Origin of the sequence: Nocardia sp. NPDC004568, assembly GCF_040609955.1 — a bacterium.
In the GTDB taxonomy this organism is placed as follows: domain Bacteria; phylum Actinomycetota; class Actinomycetes; order Mycobacteriales; family Mycobacteriaceae; genus Nocardia.
Genome location: NZ_JBEXLL010000064.1, coordinates 1 through 14666, shown reverse-complemented (window position 1 = coordinate 14666; position 14666 = coordinate 1). Strand labels below are relative to the sequence as shown.

Annotated in this window: 10 protein-coding genes and 2 pseudogenes; 5 read left to right on the top strand and 7 right to left on the bottom strand. The window is 69.3% G+C overall.

Annotated elements, in window-relative coordinates; genetic code table 11:
- Window positions 1–45: 45 nt before the first annotated feature.
- The 3 genes and pseudogenes from ABZV91_RS24660 to aztA all read right to left on the bottom strand — a co-directional run bounded on the left by ABZV91_RS24660 (window position 46) and on the right by aztA (window position 2972).
- Entirely contained in the window at window positions 46–1020 is a 975-nt protein-coding gene (locus tag ABZV91_RS24660) for a YdcF family protein (protein WP_355246071.1), read from the bottom strand.
- A gap of 315 nt (window positions 1021–1335) precedes the next feature.
- Window positions 1336–1986, bottom strand: a pseudogene (locus ABZV91_RS24655) (acyl-CoA dehydrogenase); the annotation flags it as partial.
- Between the two features lie 314 nt (window positions 1987–2300).
- Entirely contained in the window at window positions 2301–2972 is a 672-nt protein-coding gene (aztA, locus tag ABZV91_RS24650; RefSeq protein WP_355246069.1) for a zinc ABC transporter ATP-binding protein AztA, read from the bottom strand.
- Window positions 2973–3031: 59 nt separating this feature from the next.
- Here aztA and aztB point away from each other — a divergent pair, with 59 nt between their 5' ends.
- The 3 genes from aztB to aztD are packed head-to-tail and all read left to right on the top strand — an operon-like array spanning window position 3032 to window position 7197.
- A complete protein-coding gene (gene aztB, locus ABZV91_RS24645) occupies window positions 3032–5071 on the top strand; it encodes a zinc ABC transporter permease AztB (RefSeq protein WP_355246066.1) in 2040 nt (679 codons plus the stop codon).
- Window positions 5068–5985 carry a zinc ABC transporter substrate-binding protein AztC gene (gene aztC, locus ABZV91_RS24640; protein ID WP_355246063.1) on the top strand — a complete coding sequence of 306 codons (918 nt, stop codon included), beginning with the start codon at window positions 5068–5070 and terminating at the stop codon, window positions 5983–5985. The genes aztB and aztC overlap by 4 nt, the downstream gene beginning before the upstream one ends.
- Window positions 5986–6042: 57 nt before the next feature.
- A complete protein-coding gene (aztD, locus tag ABZV91_RS24635) occupies window positions 6043–7197 on the top strand; it encodes a zinc metallochaperone AztD (protein ID WP_355246060.1) in 1155 nt (384 codons plus the stop codon).
- Between the two features lie 87 nt (window positions 7198–7284).
- On the opposite strand, the gene ABZV91_RS24630 is transcribed toward aztD, so the two are convergent.
- Window positions 7285–9393 carry a hypothetical protein gene (locus ABZV91_RS24630; RefSeq protein ID WP_355246057.1) on the bottom strand — a complete coding sequence of 703 codons (2109 nt, stop codon included), beginning with the start codon at window positions 9391–9393 and terminating at the stop codon, window positions 7285–7287.
- Between the two features lie 332 nt (window positions 9394–9725).
- On the opposite strand from ABZV91_RS24630, the gene ABZV91_RS24625 reads away from it, so the two are divergent.
- Window positions 9726–10994 (top strand): TerD family protein, encoded by a 1269-nt coding sequence (locus ABZV91_RS24625; protein WP_355246054.1) that lies wholly within the window; start codon window positions 9726–9728, stop codon window positions 10992–10994.
- 93 nt (window positions 10995–11087) lie between these two features.
- On the top strand, window positions 11088–11891 hold the full coding sequence (locus ABZV91_RS24620; RefSeq protein ID WP_355246051.1) for an FCD domain-containing protein: 804 nt from the start codon (window positions 11088–11090) through the stop codon (window positions 11889–11891).
- Here the strand turns inward: ABZV91_RS24620 and ABZV91_RS24615 are convergent, their stop codons facing one another.
- The 3 genes and pseudogenes from ABZV91_RS24615 to ABZV91_RS24605 form a co-directional block, all read right to left on the bottom strand.
- Window positions 11892–12941: a DUF427 domain-containing protein gene (locus ABZV91_RS24615; protein ID WP_355246047.1), complete on the bottom strand. Its 1050-nt coding sequence runs from the start codon at window positions 12939–12941 to the stop codon at window positions 11892–11894.
- Window positions 12942–13125: 184 nt separating this feature from the next.
- On the bottom strand, window positions 13126–14544 hold the full coding sequence (locus ABZV91_RS24610) for an aldehyde dehydrogenase family protein (protein ID WP_355246044.1): 1419 nt from the start codon (window positions 14542–14544) through the stop codon (window positions 13126–13128).
- A pseudogene (locus ABZV91_RS24605) lies at window positions 14541–14666 on the bottom strand (IS110 family transposase); the annotation flags it as partial. The pseudogene ABZV91_RS24605 and the gene ABZV91_RS24610, both read right to left, overlap by 4 nt.

Here is a 14666-nt window from a genome sequence, read left to right as displayed (position 1 = left end):
GAGAGCGGCAAGCGAGGCGCAGCTCGCTTGGTCGCAAGGCGGTAATCAGTACCGGCGTTCGGTGGGTCGGAAGGTCTCACGGAGTCGGTTGTAGGCGTCGCGGACCTCGCCGGGGATGTCTTGTCGGACGATGTGGCCTTCGTCGGGATATTCGTCGAGGCGTTTGATCTCTCCCATGACTATCGCGACGATCGATTTCGGATGCGGTGCTGTATCGGCATCGGGCCGGTTGCCGTACTTCATGTAGTTCTCCAGGGAGACGTCGGCGGTGGACATGGCGACGTGTTCGACCGAAATACGCTTGCCGTTCATGTCGGTAATGCCCTGTTGCATGATCGTGGCCCAGACCCGGCGCGCGTGGAACGGGGTGCCTACCCCGACGAGCGAGGTGATATCGCGGCCGTGGTCGGCAAGCATTCGGATCGAGAAGGCAGCATTCTCCCCTGTGTTGGCGGCTTTGGTTTCCTCGAGGATCCGTCGAGGGTCGAGATTCATCTTCTCCGCAGCCAGCCGGAATTTGGCTGCTTCGCCGTTGCTTCCGGAGAACACGACAGGGACATCGTCGAGCCCGCGGTCGCGGAGGTTCGCGATCACCGAGGCCCCGCCGATATCCTTGCTGCCGAAGAAGATGATTCCGCCGTATTTCCGTGCTCGGTCGATCTCCCATTTCGGGTCGTGGCACAGGTACTCCCAGAGTTTTCCCAGGTCCGACATCGCCCGGCCGGTATCCACACCGCGATCGTGGAGCTCCCGGAACCATCCGGTGTAGGTGTCTTCCCGCCGACCGCCGTAGACCTGATCATTCCTGATCAACGCTCGGGCGGACGTATCGATCGGTATCGCGGCATCACGTTCCCCACGAAGGAACATGCCGGCTGATGCCCGGGTCTCGCTGATCAGCCGTCGCTCTTTGCCGACCGCGGTCGAAATACCGGTGGTCAAGGCGCGTGCGACACGACCGGCCGCGTCCCGAGCAATACCCGCCGGGCCGTTCGCATCCGGCAGATCTGGGCCGCGCATCCATCCTCTTCGAACTCATCTGAAGCGACGCGAGAACCATGTCCGCTGTCCGCCCGCTGAGGCTAGTACCGATCCTCGGTCCGCTGCATCCGGTGGAATTCTCGGATCTGGGTATCTCCCACATCCGCCGCGCTCGCGTGCGCTGTCGGGAGCCTCGTTTCGAGGCGGGGCACCGCCCTCGCGGAACTGGGCAGCTCGAATCCGGAGACCGTGCCGGCGGACGCCGGAGCGCCTTCCGCACGCGGGGTTTCGGCGTTCATCCGGATCTGGATCGCGGTACCGAGCGGTTCGGCGATCCGGTCGAACCCGATAATCCTACCTCCGCCGGTTACCCCGCTCGGACTGCCCGGACCCGACGCCCTTCACCACGGCGGGGTCCATGAATCCGAACAGGTAGCCCGCCACCCGGCGCATCTGGATCTCCTCCGCGCCCTCGGTGATGCGGTACCGGCGGTGATGGCGGTAGATGTGCTCGAACGGAGTGTAGCGCGAATAGCCGAGTCCGCCGTGCACCTGCATGGCGCGGTCGGCGGCCTCACAGCACAGCCGGTTCGCCCAGTAGTTGCACATCGACACCTGCTCCGACACCGCGAACGTCCCGTAGGTGTCCATGGACCAAGCGGTCTTGTGCACCAGCGCGCGCAACATCTCGCACTGGGTGTGCAGTTCCACCAGCTGGAACTGGATGGCCTGATTCGACGACAGCGGTGTCCCGAACGGTTTGCGCTCGTTGGCCTAGGCCACCGCGCGATCCACGCAGTACTGGGCGGCGCCGAGGCTGGACGCGGCCTGCCGGATACGGTTCTCGTTGAAGAAATGCTGGACCACGGCCGGCCCGCGGCCCTCCCGCCCGAAGATCGCCGTATCCGGGACGCGTACCTCGGTGAGCGAGACACGGGCGTGGTCGGTGGGCATATTGAAGGTCCACAGATATTCCTCGACCCGGAATCCCGCGGTATCGGCGGGGGCTGCAGGTCGGGTGGGGGCGCCGGGAGGAGCGTGTCCTCCAGCAGTTCGGCGAGTGATTCCAGCAGCTCGGCTGCCGTCGGGCGGTTCTGCACTACGGCTCCCCTCGGTCGATTGCGGCTCGGCGGGACAGGACCGACGGCGCGGACGGCTGACGAGCGACCACGTCCGACCTCCTTGTCGTCGCTACAGGCGAGCGGTGAGACAAGCAGTAGATGATGTTCTCATCGTCGCACCAGGGATGTGGGCAGGCGGCGCCACCGAACGCCCATAGCGAGACGAGAACCGCCGGGTACACGGCCCGGGGTCGGCACTCAGGCGGCCGCGGCCAAAACCGACACGGGCTTCCCCTCATCCAGAACACGGCCGTCCCGCAGTAGTACGCAGTGATCGGCTTCGTGTGCCGCGGCCGGATCGTGGGTGGCGTGCACCACCGTGACCCCGGCGTCGGCGACCTCCCGGATCGCCGCGCCGATCGCCGTCCGCGCGGCGGCGTCCAGCCCGGTGCCGGGTTCGTCCAGCAGCAGGAGAGGGGATTGCTGGGCGAGCGCGCGGGCGAGCAGTACACGCTGACGCTGCCCGCCGGACAGTGTGTCGAGACGCCGTCCGGCGAGGTCCGTGATATCCATCCGAGCCAGGCAATCGGCCACGATCGCCCGGTCCGCCCGGGTGATCCGGCGCCACAGACCCCGGTGCGCCCAACGACCCATGGCGACCGTCTCACCGACCGTGATGGGCAGTGTCGCGGGGACGGCCTGCTGCTGGACGACCAGCGCCGGGCGGCCGCCGCCGAGACCGGCCACCGTTCCGGCGGTCGGTGTGACGATCCCGGCGAGCACCCCGAGCAGCGTCGATTTTCCGGAGCCGTTGGGACCCATCAACGCGGTGACCCGCCCGCCCGGCACTGTCGCGGTGACCTGGTGCAATACCGGGTTCCCCTGGTATCCCGCCGACAACCCGGTGATCTCGATTCCCGCCGTGCGCATGCTGTGACTCCCGCCAACTACTTGTAATGACAATCGTTATCAGTTTAAGGTTTCTTTTCATGGATTGGCTGATCGCCCCGTTCGAAGTCACCTTCGTACAACGAGCTCTCTGGGGCGGACTGCTGGTCTCCGGTCTGTGCGCGCTCGCCGGCACCTGGGTCGTGGTGCGCGGCATGGCATTTCTCGGTGAGGCGATGGCGCACGGCATGCTGCCGGGCGTCGCCGTCGCGGCGCTGCTCGGCGGCAACCTGCTGCTGGGCGCGGTGGTGAGCGCCTCCGCCATGGCGGCCGGGGTCTCGGTACTGAGCCGCAATCGAAGGCTGTCCACCGATACCGGTATCGGGCTGCTGTTCGTGGGCATGCTCGCGATCGGGGTGATCCTGATATCGCGCTCTCGCTCCTTCGCGGTGGACCTGACCGGCTTCCTCTTCGGCGATGTGCTCGCGACCCGTCCCCGCGATCTGGTCTTCCTGCTGGTGGCGCTGGGCGCGGCCCTGCTGCTGACCGTGCTCGGGCACCGGGCCTTCCTCGCCCTCGCCTTCGATCCGCGCACCGCGCACACCCTGGGATTGCGTCCCCGCCGGGCGCAGATCGCGCTGCTCGCCCTGCTTACCCTGGCGATCGCCGCCTCGTTCCATGTGGTGGGGACATTGCTGGTCTTCGGATTACTGGTCGCGCCGCCCGCGGCCGCGACCTACTGCACCCACCGGATCCCGCGGATCATGCTGCTGGCGGCGGCTTTCGGCGCGCTGGCCACCGTCGCGGGCCTGGTCATCTCCTGGCACGCGGGAACCGCGGCCGGGGCGACCATCGCCGCGACGGCGGTGATGATCTTCTTCGCCGCCGCGGCCGGGGCCCGGCTGCGGGCCGCGCTGCGCGGTGGGTCGCGCGGCGGGCCGGGCACCGGCCGCGCTGCCGGGCTTTTCCGCCGCCCGGGTCGACGGGCCGGCCGGGCGGTCGGCGTGACCGCCGCCGCGCTCCTGCTCGTTCCCGTCGCGGCCTGTGGCGGCGAAACCGGCGAGGCACCGGCCGAACCGGTCCCCCACGGTTATGTCGCGGGCGCGGAGGAGAGCGCGGGCGCGCAGCCGCGACTGGTCCTGGCCGATCGATCCTCGGGCGCGGTGCGGATCCTCGACCTGGTCACCGAGGAGATCATCACCCAGGACCCGGTGCCGGGCCTCACGTATCTCGCCGACGACGGCCGCTACGCCTATCTCGCGGCGAGCGGGGAGACCACCGTCCTCGACAGCGGCAGCTGGGTCGTCGATCACGGCGACCATGTGCACTACTACCGGGCCCAGCCGCGCCGGGTCGGCGCGTTACCGGGGTCCGTCCGCTCCGCGGCCGGCGACACCGTCGTCACCGCGGCGGTACTGGACGACCGTTCGACCGCCCTCGCGGACCGGGCGGCGCTCGACGCGGGCACCCTCACCCCCGGTCCGGTGGTGGACGGTCCCGCCCTGCCCTACGGGGGTCACCTCCTCGTGGCGGACGCCGGCCGGATCCAGGTGCGCGACCGGGAGAACGCGCCGGTGCAGACCCTGGACGCGCGGTGCGATCAGCCGGGCGGGCAGGCCGTGACCCGACGCGGCGGCGTGTTCTCCTGTGCCGACGGCGCTCTCGTGGTCACCGAGCGCGACGACCGGTTCGCCGCACAGAAGGTGCCGTATCCGGCGGGGACGACCGGCAGCGCGGCGCAGTTCTTCCATCGGCGCGGCAGCGATGTATTGGTGGCCGTACGGGATTCACGGGTCCTGGTACTCGATATCGCCCACCGCGCCTGGCGGCCGATCGGCCCCGGACCCGTGGTCGCCGCGACCACAGCGGGTGCGGGCACCGACATCCTGACCCTGGACGCCGGTGGGGTCCTGCGCTCCTACGATCCGGAAACCGGAGCCGAGACCGGGCACCGGCCGCTCCCGTCGGGACCCCTGGATCCCGCGGCGTCACCGGTCCTGCTGATCGACGCCGACCGCGCCTACGTCAACGAGCCCGCCGCGCGGCGGATCCACGAGATCGACTACGCCGACGGACTCCGCATCGCCCGCACCTTCGATCTCGACATCACCCCCGATCTGATGGTGGAGACCGGCCGATGAACACCGCACTCCGACTCTGCGTGGCACTGCTCGTCGCGATACTGCCCCTCGCCGGATGCGGCGTCACGAACTCCGGAGGCGGCGGGATCGTCGTCACCACCGATATTCTCGGCGATATCACCCGGGCGGTGGTCGGTGACGCGGCAGCGGTCACGGTCCTGATGCCGCCGAATTCCGATCCGCACTCCTTCGCCCTCTCGGCGCAGGAGGCCGCCGTCCTCGACGATGCCGACCTCATCGTCGAGAACGGCCTGGGCCTGGAAGAGGGATTGGCCCGCCATGTGACGACGGCCGCGGAGGCCGGAGTCGCGACCCTGCCGGTGGGCGCCGAGATCGATCCCCTCCCCTACCGCGGCGGGGACGCCGCGGGGCGGCCCGACCCCCATTTCTGGACCGACCCGCAGCGGGTACGCCGCGCGGTCGAGGTGATCCGCGACCGGGTGATCGACACCGTCCCCGGGATAGACGCCCATACCGTAAGCGCCAATGCGGACCACTACCTCGTCGCACTCGATGGGTTGCAGCAGTGGATGGCCGATCGGTTCGCCGGTATCGCACCCGAGCGCCGGAAGCTGGTCACCAATCACCACGTGTTCGGTTATCTGGCCGCGCGTTTCGACTTCGATGTGGTCGGCGCCGTCATCCCGGGCGGTACCACCCTGGCCTCGCCGAGCGCCGCAGATCTCGCGGATCTGGCCGCGGCCGTGCGCAGCACCGGCGTCCCGGCGATCTTCGTCGATTCCGCCCGGCCGGACCGGCTGGCCCGCGCCCTCGCCGAACAGGCGGGCGTCCAGGTGCGCATCGTCGGTCTGCACTCGGAATCCCTGACCGCGCCCGGAGGCGGCGCGGCCACCTACCTGGAAATGATGCGCGCCAACACCACCGCGATGGTGGCGGGTCTGGCCTCCGCGTAACCGGGAACGCTGCGATATCTCGCTGCCGCAGCCAGCAGAAAAGAATGAGGGAGCGTTATGCACATTCGGACCGGCCCGATCCGGGCCGCGGCCCTGACCGGCCTGCTCACCGCGGTCGTCGCCGCGAGCGGCTGTGGCACCGGCAGCACCGAGGAGACGGCGATCGCCGACCCGCTGGCCGTCACCTACGACGGCGGCATCCATCTCCTGGACGGCAATACACTGGTGCGCGGCGGCGGGGTCGAACTCCCGGGATTCAACCGGGTCAATCCGGCCGGCGACGACCGACACGTCATCGTGTCGACCTCCGCGGGTTTCCGGGTATTCGACGCCGTCGGCGGACAGTTCACCGATATCGAGTTCCCCGCGCAGAAGCCGGGACACGTCGTACGGCACGCCGGTCGCACGGTCCTGTTCGCCGACGGTACCGGCACCGTGACCTCGTTCGACCCGGCCGAGCTCGCCGAGGGCGCACCGCAGACCGCCGAATACCAGGCCGCGCACCCGCATCACGGGGTGGCGGTGGAACTGGAGACCGGCGAGCTGGCCGTGACGCTCGGCACCGAGGAGGAACGGGTCGGGCTGGTGATCCTGGACGCGGATCGCAAGGAGATCACCCGCAGCGAGCAGTGCCCGGGAGTGCACGGCGAGACCACCGCGGCCGGCGAGACGCTGGTCGTCGGCTGCCAGAACGGGGCACTGGTCTACCGCGACGGCACACTCACCAAGATTCCCAGCCCGGACTCCTACGGGCGGATCGGCAATCAGGCCGGAAGCGAGAAGTCGCCGATCGTGCTCGGTGACTACAAGAAGGACGAGCACGCGGAACTGGAACGTCCCGAACAGATCTCGCTGATCGATACCGAGGCCGGCACCATCCGCCTGGTCGATATCGGCACCAGCTACACCTTCCGGTCGCTGGCCCGGGGACCCGAGGGCGAGGCGCTCGTCCTCGGCACCGACGGCGCGCTGCGGGTGATCGACCCGGGGACGGGCAAGGTCGTACGGACGATCGATGTGCTCGACCCGTGGCAGGAGCCCCTCGACTGGCAGCAGCCGCGCCCGGCGCTGTTCGTCCGGGACGGCATCGCCTATGTCAGCGATACGGCGACCAAGCAGATCCACCGGATCGACCTGGCCTCCGGGACGGTGACCGCGTCGGTGACCCTGGCGGAAACCCCCAACGAGATCAGCGGCGTCGTCGCCTCCTGATCGGGGCGCGGAGGTCCGCCCGGCACGGCGTGAGGGGCCGGGCGGGCCTCCCTGTCGCAGGCGCCCGGAGCGAGCTCGCCTGCGTGGTCAGAATTTCCACGGGTCCAGCCCTGCCGCGGGATCGACGTGATCCAGGTTCGCGACCCGCGTGGCCGAACGCAGGAGCCGGATGCGGTTGACCTCCGTCGGATCGTCGTAGTAAGCCTGCGCCACCGCGAGGTGGGCCGCCGACAACCGGCTGCCGATCGACCACCGGGTATCGCGTCCGACGGTGTTCCATTCGCCGGGCGAGATCGCGGCGCGCAGCGCCCGCGCGGAATCCCAGTTCTGCTCGACCCGGCGGATGAAGTCCCGGTCCAGCACCGCCTCCGCGGCGGGCGCGTTGCTGTGCCGGGCGAAACCCTCGGCCGCGACCACCGCCTGCGCCGCGAACGCCCGAGCCCCTGGTTCGTCCGCGCGGTTGTACGCCGCGTAGGCGGCGGCCACGGTCTTCTGGAGGGGCAGGAACCCGAACAGCCCCTGTGATCTGGCCGCCTCCTGCGCCGAGAACGCCTCCAGTGCGCCGGCGACCAGGTGATCGGGCGCGCCGATCGCCCGCAGCACCGGGACCAGCTGGGAGTCGGGGATCCGGTTGTCGCGCATCATCTTCAGCGTCCGCGCCACCCCCATCTCACTACCGGTGCCACCGAATCGTTCCGCTTCCCGCAAGGCGACCAGGCGCCAGTTGTGCCGGGCCAGATGACTCCACCGAAAGGACTCCTCCCTACCCGCGCTGTAGGCGATGGCCGCCCGCTGCACCGTGCGGGCGCCCCGCGCCAAGGGGTCGAACGGTCGCACGGTGCCGCCCGCCGCCCACGCCATCAGCGGCGAATTGTCGAGGGTGTTCAGATCGCCGAGCGTCCTGATCATCGCGGGCGGGGATCCGCCGCCGGACCGCCCGCCCGCACCACCGCCGGACCATGGTGCGGTACGACCCGCGAGGGCCGCACCGATCCGCTCGGTCACCTGGTCCGAGCCCCGGGAGAGGCCACGGCGTAGGCGGGACAGTTGCGAGATCGCCACGATCTCGACCAGTGCCGCGAGCACGAGTACCGGGATCACCTGCCCCGGGGCCTGCCGGAAGAGGTTGTCCAGGAAGAGCAGATAGACCCCGAGGAACACTATGAACGCACACATCCGGACCGCGGCGAAACCACAGGTGACGAGGTTGCGGACGAGGAAGGTCTGGGTCGGCCCGTAGACGTAACCGCCGGCGGCGAACCCGAAGATCGCCAGGAACCCGTGGTAGATCGAGTCCAGCGCGCATCGGAGCACGAGCCCGGCCAGGAAGGCGGCGAACACCAGGAGCACGGCCGCACAGGCGAGCAGCAGCAGACCCGCGCCGAGCTGTCCCATCGTCGGCTGTGCCATCCGTTCCGCGGCGGCGCGATCGCCGCACGCCGCGATACCCGCCCGCAGGGCGTCGACGTCTCCGGCGGTGACGCCCTCACTCCACACCGCGTCGCACCGCTCGTCGAGCACATGCCCGAAGTTCCAGACCTGTACCGGGCGCCGCGCAAAATCGTCGGCCGTACTCGCCGACAACGTCTCGACGAGCCGATCGGGCTCCGAACTCGCCCCGTTCAAGCCCGCCGCGATCGCCATTCCCACATCACGTCCCCGGGCCGGCAACCCGTCCGAAGACAACAGATCCGCCCCGGGGCCGAACACCAGCAGCCCGCCGAGCACGGCGACCGTCGCCATTGTCACTATTTGACGGGCCGCCGCGGCCGGCCTGCCACGAATTATGAACCACGCCACTACAAATGCGCCGACCGTCGCAGCGGTGAGCGATATCACCGGATCGGCCAGTTGCCGGGAAAGCGCTTCCGCGACACCGTGCAGAGCCGCCGAGAAAAGGTCCATCCAACGAAAACTCAACGCATATCCGATGAACCATATCGCCGTGGTCACGACCACCATGTAGCCCACGAATTCCAGGCCGATCAGCGTCCACAGGACGGTGGCGCCGGGGTTCACCAGTCCGTCGCGATCGACGAGGAACGGATAGTCGGCCAGAGCCACGCCACCCGAGTCCACCACCCCTGTCCAGGCCAGACCGTCCATCCGGGAGACCGCCGGATACGGCTGCCCGGGCTCCGCGGCCACCGCCACCGCGCCGACGCCGCCCGGGACGACGAGTATTACGTAAAGCAATGCGACGCAAACCTTCCCGCGCCGCCACCACGCATTCGCAGCAGAATTTCGCCCGCGAAACAGCGGAGATTTTAGACCCACTCGGGTCAACGTCCGAACAGAAATGACACGATCTGAATTCTCTTTCCCACTATCGCCCCCGGTTCCGGGGTACCGATGGATTATCCATTCCGGTTCCGGTCCGGCAAGAAATGAATTCTCGGTGGTGGAAATGGTTGCCCGGCGCCGGGGGCAGGCGGGACCGCGAGCGCCGGGCGGCGCGAACCCGGGCCGGGCCGGCCACCGGGACCTAGGCTGGACGCCGACCACCGAGTCGAGCTATCGGAGTGCAGATGTCCCGAGTGATCAGCAAAGGCGGCAACGTCACCGTTGCGGGCGGACAGTTGCGGGTCTCCGCGGCACCGGCCGATATCGACCTGACCGTGCTGTGCCTGCGCGCGGACGGCAAGGTCGGCGGTGACGACGACTTCGTCTTCTACAACCAGCCGGTCTCCCCGGACGGCGCCGTCCGGCTGGCCGGGGCCGCGATCGAGATCGACCTGCCGGGTGTCGCCGCGAACACCGACCGGTTGGTGGTCGCGGCCTCGCTGGACACCGGGTCCTTCGGCGGTATCGCACTGCACGTGGTGATCGCCGAGGGCGAGGGCGAGACCTACGATCTGCCGATCACCGGACTCGGTACCGAGACCACCGTCGTCCTCGCCGAGGTGTACCGGCGGTCCGGCACCTGGAAGATCCGCAATGTGGGCCAGGGATATGCCAGCGGGCCGGCGGGACTGGCCACCGATTTCGGTATCACCGTGGACGACGCGCCGGACCCGGCCCCGGGCGGCACACCGCCACCGCCGGCGGCCGGATACCCACCGCGGTCGACTGTCGCACCCCCGCAGCAGCCCGCTCCCCCTCCGCCCGCACCGCCGACACCGCCATCAGGACCCGTACCGCATCCCACGCCCGCCGCCGCGGCACCGCCCGGGGTCGACTTCTCCAAGGGCGCCGTCACTCTCACCAAAGGCGCGCCGCCGGTGCTCCTGGAGAAGTCACCGCTGGTGCGGATGCGGGTGGCTTGGGCCAGCGGTACCGATTACGAGGCCTACGCGCTGGTCGTCCTGACCGACGGGAGCGTCGTGCACGTCGCGACATTCCCGGCCGCGGGGATCCCCGCCGATCCCCGGTACGGCGATCTGGTGCGCCATCTCGGCGACCGCGGCCGCGGCGACATCCGGCGCGGCGGCGGACAGACCGAGGAGATCATCGAGGTGCGGCTCGCCCCCGAGATCGTGGCGGTGATCCCCGTGGCGTATTCGGCGATCAACAACGGCACCGGGTCGTTCCACAAGTACCGGGTGACACTGTCGATCGAGAACGGCGCCGACAGCGTGTCGATTCCCGCCGATCAGGCCAAGAAATCCAGCTGGATCTTCACGTGTGTACCGGGCATCGTCTACAACCGCCCGGAGGGTGTGCTGATCGAGCGGCTCGAGCTCTACAGCCGGCGTTTCTCCGAGCACCGGCCCGCCGCGATCCTGCAGCCGGACGGGCGGGTGGAGGTGCGGATGGACAAGGGCCCGGTGAACCGGTTCAAGGCCGACAACACCTGATCAATCTTTACAAGCATTGCAATCTTTTAAGAGCTAATAGGTTCACTGATAAACTCGCGGGATGGTGCACATTCACGACCGGAAGCGGTTCTCGTGACGACCCCCCGCCGGGGGCGGGTCACCCAGCACCGGGTGGCCCAGACCGTGGCTACCGAACTACGGACCCGCATCCTCAACAGCACCGACGACTACCGGCTGCCCACCCAGGACCAACTGGTCCAGGAGTTCGGCGTCTCCTATCCCTCGATCCGGGAGGCCATCCGCATCCTGGAAACCGAGGGCCTGGTCACCGTGCGGCGCGGAAATGTCGGCGGCGCGGAGGTCCACCGGCCCGACGAGACCTCGGCCGCCTACCATTTCGGGCTGGCCCTGCAGGGCGGCCGGGTGACCCTGCGCGACCTGGCCACCGGTCTGCAGATGCTCGAACCCATATGCGCCGCGGAATGCGCGCGCCGCGCGGACCGGCTCGAGGTGGTGGTTCCGGCGCTGACCGCGAATATCGAGAAATCCGCCGAGGTGATCGACGACGGCGTGGCCTTCACCCAGACCGCCCGCGAATTCCACGATCTCGTGGTGTCCTTCACCCCGAACGCGACCGTGCGCTACGTCGTGAGCAGTCTGGTCGCCCTGTGGTCGGCGCAGGAGGAGGCCTGGGCCGAGGCACTGACCGGGCGGGGCGAATACCCCTCGCCGGACCGGGCCCGGGCCGCGGTGCGCACCCACCAGAAGATCGTCGACGATATCGCGGCCGGGCAGGCGTCGGCGGCCGAGCACATGGCCTGCGCGCATCTGGCCGCCACCCAGGCACTGCTGCTGGAACGGTTCGACGACGGCATCGTCAACGCGTCGTCGACACTGGCCCAGCAGGCCATCCGGTCCGGTGCGGGCCGGCGCTGACTACAGCCTCGCCGCGCCGGGGATCTCGGGCCCCGGCCCGGTATCGAAGGCGCGGATCATGGCGTCCTGGGTGAACGACGCGATCAACACTCCGGCGCGGGTGCTGATCTGACCCCGGATATGGGCCATACCCGCCCCGACGAAGGTCGCTTCGTGGTGGTAGCGCAACCAGCCGTCCCACCCCACCGGATCGTGGAAGGTGATCCCGATGCCCATGGGCGCGGTCGACAGGGTGTGATGCGCCTGCGCTGTGCCCAGGCCCGGATGCGGTCGCAGCGCGGTCGAGATTCCGAGATGGCCGGTGAAATGGGCGAGCACCGCGCGCTGGAGATCGTCGGCGGCGGGCACCTCGTCGTAGCGCAGCCACGCGTCGACCACCGGCGGTCCCACCTCGTCCGGATCGTTGATATCGGCACAGTCGACAATGCGTACTTCGCGGCCCGGCAGCGCCGGACTCGCGTCCGGACCGGCGGTCTCGGGACCGGCGACCGGCGGTCCCGCGGGAGTGTCGCGGCGCACCAGGTCCGGCTGTGGGGCGTCCAGCAGGAGAGTGCAGCTGGTCCGGACCTTCTCCCCCTGCCGGACGCCGACTGTGACGGCGGCGAAACTCCGTCCGGCCCGGATCGGGGTGACGGTGAATTCCAGCGGCACCTCGGGGTCGGCCGCGGAGGTGAACAACGCGTGCGCGGTACGCACCGTCCGGCCGGGCAGGGCCCTGGTCGCGGCGACAATGCTCTGCCCGAGTAGCGGATGGGGCCGCGGATAGGTCCAGGCGATCCAGGGCCGATCGCCGCCGGGCAGAGTCCAGTACGACGCTTCACCTTTGAAAGGGCATACGGTGTGCAGCGCGACGGGTTCCAGCAGGGTGGTGTCCACCGCCTCGGGCGGGAAGTACACGACCAGACCGTGGTCCTGTTCGTCCACCAGCAGACAGGCGTCACTGGACGCCAGCTGTCGCGGGCCGACGGTCGCGGTGAAGGAGTTCGTGCGGGCCAGCAGGTCCACCCGGTAGTCGGGACGCTGCCGGTAGCCGGACAGTACTTCGCTCATTGCTGCTCCGAATCCTCGCTGCTCCGAATATTCGCTGTCGCGGGCCGCGACCGGGTCCGCACCGCGGCGCGGACCTCGGTGCGCCGATACTCATCGTGGCACCGGCAGATACGGCGCGCGGTCCGGCTCGGGGGACCCGGCAGGAACGCGGTGCCATGGCCGGCATCGCGTAGGTGACCGCGAGCTACACCTCGGCCGCGTCGGGCGCGTACCCGAGAATCCCTTTGACCTCGAGGTACTCCTCGAAACCGGCGGCACCCCATTCCCGCCCGTTACCGCTCCTCTGGTAACCGCCGAAGGGCGCCGCGAAATCGAATCCACCGTTGATACCGATCGAACCCGCCCGGAGCCGGCGGGCCACGGCGCGGGCCTGTGCCAGATCGCGTCCCGCGACGAATCCGGCCAGGCCGTATTCGGTGTCGTTGGCGATGGCGACGGCGTCGTCGATATCGCGGTAGCCGATGATCACCAGAACCGGTCCGAAGATCTCCTCGCGGGCGATGGTCCTATCGTTGGTGACATCGGCGAATACCGTGGGCCGCACGTAGAAGCCCTTGTCGAGACCGTCGGGCCGGCCGGGACCGCCGGCGACGACGGTGGCGCCCTCGTCCTTCGTCTCCAGGTCGACGGCGACCAGGTTCTTGGCCCCGGAGTCCACGACCAGCAGTTCGGAACCGCGGATCAGCAGGCCCTGTGGGGTGTGCAGACCGTCGACGACGGTGTCCACGCCGGACGCGGTGACGGCGACCACGCGACCGGCGCCGGACTCGGAGACCCGACACCTACCGTCACCGGTGAACACGACTCCGAGCGGTCTGTCGAGACCGGACGCGAGCACCTCGACCCCGCCGCCGCGGACGCCGATCACCCGGCCGGTGCCGAACTCCGCGGTCACGATGAGCCCGCCGGGCGCTACCGCGATGCCGTACAGCTGGTCGAACGGCGTCTCACCACCCGCCAGGATCTCGCTCTCCGCGGAATCCGGTCGCCAGCGGGTGGTCTGCCCACCGGAGGTGGCGACGACGAATTCGCCCGGCCCGGTGGCGGTCACCCCGCGCACGAATCCCGGATAGCCCGGATGGAACAGCATGCCGACGGTTTCGAGCCCGCCGTCGCGGGCCGCGTAGAAGTAGGTGCCGTCGGCGACGAACAGGGTGCCGTCCGGGCCCACGGTCAGGTCCAGCGGCCAGTTCAGCCCCCCGGGCAGCGTCGTGCGGGTCTCGCCACCGGGCAGGATCTCGGTGATCTCGCCGGTGAAGTTGGAGACGAACAGGCGGCCGTTCACCAGCGTGCAGTTGTCCAGCCCGGGATTCAGCTGGGCGAGCAGGGTCTTCTCACCGTTGCGCGGGTCGATCCGCAGCACCTGGCCCGAGGCGACCTGGGTGGAGACCGTGAAACCGTCCGCGTCGAACTTCACCGAATCGGGCACCCCGAGATCTCCCGCGCCCCGCTCCGGCTCACCGCCGTCGGGGTGGATACGCCAGATCTCGTTGGTGCCCATCACCGGGTAGTAGAGGAGCCCGTCGGGCCCGACCTCCATCGCGGTGGGCTGTTCGATGTTCTCCAGCAGGATGCGGGGGGGTGTCCCTATGGTGTTCGTCAAGCCGCTGAGGTTGCTGGTGACCGGTAGGGCTGTTTGTTGCCGAGCATGGCGTAGAGGACGTCGCAGCGCCGCCGGGCCAGGCAGATGAGGGCGGCGTTGTGTTTCTTGCCCTCGGCTCTCTT